Origin of the sequence: Streptomyces huiliensis (assembly GCF_020037025.1) — a bacterium.
Classification (GTDB): Bacteria; Actinomycetota; Actinomycetes; order Streptomycetales; family Streptomycetaceae; genus Streptomyces; species Streptomyces huiliensis.
This window is the reverse complement of record NZ_JAIQLH010000545.1, coordinates 1-794: the sequence shown is the minus strand read 5'-3', so window position 1 is coordinate 794 and position 794 is coordinate 1. Positions and strand designations below refer to the sequence as shown.

The following is a 794-nucleotide window of genomic DNA, read 5'->3' as shown; positions in this document are numbered from 1 at the left end:
CCGCACCCAGGCCCACCACCCGCTCGTGCAGGTGCTGTTCGGCTGGCGGGACGCCGCGGACGTCGACGTCCCGGTGCCGGGGCTCGGCGTGGAGACGGCGTCGGTGGACATCGGCGCCGCCCGCATGGACCTGGCGTTCAGCCTCGGCGAGCGGTTCGCGGACGGCGGCCGGCCCGGCGGGATCACCGGTGTCGTCGAGTACCGGACCGACATCTTCGACGCCGCCACCGTCGAACGCGTGGTGGCGCGCTGGCAGCGGCTGCTGACCGCCGCGGCGGCCGCCCCGGACCGTCCCCTGGCGTCGTTCGACGTGCTGGACGAGGACGAACGAGCGCGGCTGGACGCGTGGGGCAACCTCGCGGCGCTGTCCGAACCGGCCGCGCCCGCGTCGGTGCCGGCGCTGTTCGCCGAGCACGTCGCGCGGACCCCGGACGCGGTGGCGCTGACGTTCGAGGACCGCTCGTGGACGTACCGCGAACTGGACGAGAACGCCAACCGCCTGGCCCACCTGCTGGAGGCCCGCGGCGTACGGCCCGGGGACCTGGTGGCCCTGCTGCTCCCCCGCTCCGAGCACACCGTCACCGCCGTCCTCGCCGTCCTCAAACTCGGCGCGGCCTACCTCCCCGTCGACGTCAACAACCCTGACGAGCGCGTTGCGTTCGTGCTCCGGGACGCCGCCCCGACGGCCGTCGTCACCACCCGGGACCACGCCGGCCGCCTCGACGGGACCCCGGCGGCGGTCGTGGACGTCGAGGACCCGGACCTCGCCCGGCAGTCCGCCGCCCCCCTCCCCC

Annotated in this window: 1 protein-coding gene; it reads left to right on the top strand. The window is 76.1% G+C overall.

The window, feature by feature from the left end:
- A partial coding sequence (locus JNW98_RS35785; protein WP_223772409.1) for an AMP-binding protein occupies positions 1-794 on the top strand: 794 nt, incomplete at both ends.